The organism is Micromonospora sp. NPDC050795, assembly GCF_044456785.1.
Taxonomy (GTDB): Bacteria; Actinomycetota; Actinomycetes; order Mycobacteriales; family Micromonosporaceae; genus Micromonospora.
In genome coordinates, this window is record NZ_JBITGE010000089.1 from 1 (window position 1) to 2,662 (window position 2,662).

3 protein-coding genes and 3 pseudogenes are annotated in these 2,662 nt (G+C 66.7%); 4 read left to right on the forward strand and 2 right to left on the reverse strand.

What is annotated here, in order from left to right:
• Positions 1-560: pseudogene (locus tag ACIBEF_RS32190) on the forward strand (transposase); the annotation flags it as partial.
• Positions 561-610: 50 nt separating this feature from the next.
• On the opposite strand, the pseudogene ACIBEF_RS32195 reads toward ACIBEF_RS32190, so the two are convergent.
• Positions 611-787: pseudogene (locus ACIBEF_RS32195) on the reverse strand (IS3 family transposase); the annotation flags it as partial.
• Between the two features lie 8 nt (positions 788-795).
• On the opposite strand from ACIBEF_RS32195, the gene ACIBEF_RS32200 reads away from it, so the two are divergent.
• Together ACIBEF_RS32200 and ACIBEF_RS32205 are read left to right on the forward strand one after the other, a co-directional pair.
• Positions 796-1,089 (forward strand): transposase, encoded by a 294-nt coding sequence (locus ACIBEF_RS32200; protein WP_396797190.1) that lies wholly within the window; start codon positions 796-798, stop codon positions 1,087-1,089.
• Positions 1,086-1,997, forward strand: a complete 912-nt coding sequence (locus tag ACIBEF_RS32205; RefSeq protein WP_396797192.1) for an IS3 family transposase — start codon at positions 1,086-1,088, stop codon at positions 1,995-1,997. Before ACIBEF_RS32200 ends, ACIBEF_RS32205 begins: the two co-directional genes overlap by 4 nt.
• Positions 1,998-2,000: 3 nt before the next feature.
• Here the strand turns inward: ACIBEF_RS32205 and ACIBEF_RS32210 are convergent, their stop codons facing one another.
• Positions 2,001-2,132, reverse strand: a complete 132-nt coding sequence (locus tag ACIBEF_RS32210; protein WP_396797194.1) for a transposase — start codon at positions 2,130-2,132, stop codon at positions 2,001-2,003.
• A gap of 84 nt (positions 2,133-2,216) precedes the next feature.
• Between ACIBEF_RS32210 and ACIBEF_RS32215 the strand changes: the two are divergent.
• Positions 2,217-2,386: pseudogene (locus ACIBEF_RS32215) on the forward strand (IS701 family transposase); the annotation flags it as partial.
• Between the last annotated feature and the right edge of the window lie 276 nt (positions 2,387-2,662).

Consider the following 2,662-nt stretch of genomic DNA (forward strand, 5'->3'; position numbering starts at 1 on the left):
TGGCTTACCGGTTAGCGAAGGGTCACGCGCTGATCGACCGGCAGCTTTACCTCCCGGCGTCGTGGACCGATGACCGCCACCGGTGTCGGGCCGCGGGGATCCCGGACGAGGTGCAGTTCGCCACGAAGGTGCAGATGGCCCGGACGATGCTGGCCCGAGCGTTGGACGCCGGTGTGCCGGTCGGGTGGGTGACGATGGACGAGGCATACGGCCAGTCGAAGGCCCTGCGAGTCTGGCTGGAACAGCGGGATGTGGGTTCTGTGGTCGCGACCCGACGCAACGACGACATGATCACCACCACGATGGGTCGGGCCCGCGCGGACGACCTGATCGCCGCCCTACCGGCTCGGGCGTGGTGCCGGTTGTCCGCCGGCGCCGGCGCTCACGGTCCCCGCGAGTACTGGTAGGCGCGGGTGCCAGTGCGCATCTGCTGGCAACCCGAGCGCGGGCACTGGCTCCTGGCCCGGCGCAGCATGACCACCGGGGAGATCGCCTATTACGTCTGCTACGGACCCCGCCGCACCCGCCTGGTCGACCTCGTCCGCACCGCCGGGACTCGGTGAGTGGGCTTGACCCGTTTCGACGGACAGGGTCGTTGTGTTGGTGTTGGTTAGGCGGCTTGGTCGATCGGTAGCGGTTGTGAGTTGGTGGCCTCGAAGGCCGCGGGGCTGAGGTAGCCGAGGGTTGAGTCTCGGCGGCGGGTGTTGTACCAGCCCTCGATGTACTCGAATGAAGTGACCCCCTGAGACCGGACACCTCCTGACTTGGCATCCTGCCGAGGAGCAGGAAACCGCTGTGGCTCGACAGAGCAAGTACCCCGAGGAGTTCCGCCGCCAGGCCGCGGCGTTGGTGCTCGACTCCGGTCGCACGATCCGTGATGTGGGCCGGGAGTTGGGCGTCAACCACGAGACGCTGCGCAACTGGGTTGACCGGATGCGGCAGGAACGCGACGGCGACCGGCCCAGTGACCTGGCCTCTGACGAGCGGGCCGAGTTGATGCGGTTGCGGCGTCAGGTCGCCCAGCTGGAGCTGGAGAAGGAGATCTTGAAAAAAGCCGCGGTCTTCTTCGCACGCGAGACGGAGCGGTGAACCGGACAGACGTCTACCGGTTCATCGACGCGGAGAAGACCACCTACCCGGTCCGTCTGCTCTGCCGGCTGCTCGGCGTCGGCCACAGCGCCTTCTACCAGTGGCGGCGCGCCGGTCGACAACGTGCCGCCGACCGGCAAACGCCACGACAGCGCGTCGAGGTCACCCGGCAGGCATGGTCGGAGCACCGAGGCGTCTACGGCGCCCGCCGGCTCACCGCTGAGCTGCACGAACGCGGTCACCGCTGGAACCGCAAGGCGGTAGCGAGATTGATGCGACTGGCAGGGATCGAGGGCGCTCACCGCCGACGGCGCGGCAAGCCCCGCCGCAAGGCCGCGTCCACGGCGACCGCGCCGGATCTGGTCCAGCGGCAATTCCACGCCACCGCCCCGAACCGGCTCTGGGTTGCCGACATCTCCTACCTGCGCACCTGGGAAGGCTTCCTCTACCTCGCCGTCGTGGTCGACGCCCACTCCCGCCGCGTCGTCGAATGGGCGATGGCCGATCACCTGCGCACCGAGCTCATCCTCGACGCGGTCGGCATGGCCATCCAGCATCGCCGACCGGCCCGTGACCAGGTCATTCATCACTCGGATCGGGGAACGCAGTACACGTCGTTCGAGTTCGGTCGCACCCTGCGTTCCTGCGGCGTCCTGGCCTCCATGGGCTCGGCCGCCGACTGCTACGACAACGCCATGGCCGAGACGTTCTTCGCCACCCTCAAGACCGAACTGGTCTACACCCGAGCCTGGCCCAGCCGTCACGAGCTGGAGATGGAGGTCTTCTCCTACATCGAAGGCTTCTACAACCCTCGCCGCCGGCACAGCCGGCTGGGTAACGTCAGCCCCGACACCTACGAGAAGATCCACCGAGAGTCCCTGACACACATCGAGGTGTCCGGCCCATAGGGGTCACTTCACGGTCAGGTCGAAGTCCTGGCTGATCTGCCGCAGCGTGCGGTCACCTCGCTGGCACAACTCGACGATCTCAGCCTTGAACTCCGGCGTGAACGAACGCCGAGGCCGAGGCCGCTTCTTCCCCATACTCTCCATGATGCTTGACATCCTCCCGGAGATCCCAGGTCCCCTGATCTCGGATGTCCGTCAAAACGGGGCAGGCCCAGGGCGATCGAGGAGTGTTTCCAACAGGCCAAGAACGAAGCCGCCTCGACGAGTACCAGGTCCGCGACTGGCGAGCCTGGTACGCCCACATCACCCCGTCCATGGCCGCCCACGCCTGGCTGTCTGTGGCCCGATCCCTTACCGCACAAGGGGATCCAGCACCGACGACGACATGATGATCGGCTACACCGTACCGGAGATCCGAAGACTGCTCACCGCACTCGCAGTGTGATCAACTCACCCACCCGAGCGCGTCTGAGCCTGGTCTCGATGGCGCCGACGACGCCAACACCAAGCCCGAACCTGCCACTACCAGCGACACGGATACCCCTGACCCAACTGCCGTTGCAGTATTAAAGCGTGTTTGAGAGGGGCTGGTCAGGTCCGGATGAAGGTGTGTCGGGCTTGGCGTCGGGCGGGTGGACCGCGGGTGATGCGGCGGGTCATGCCGG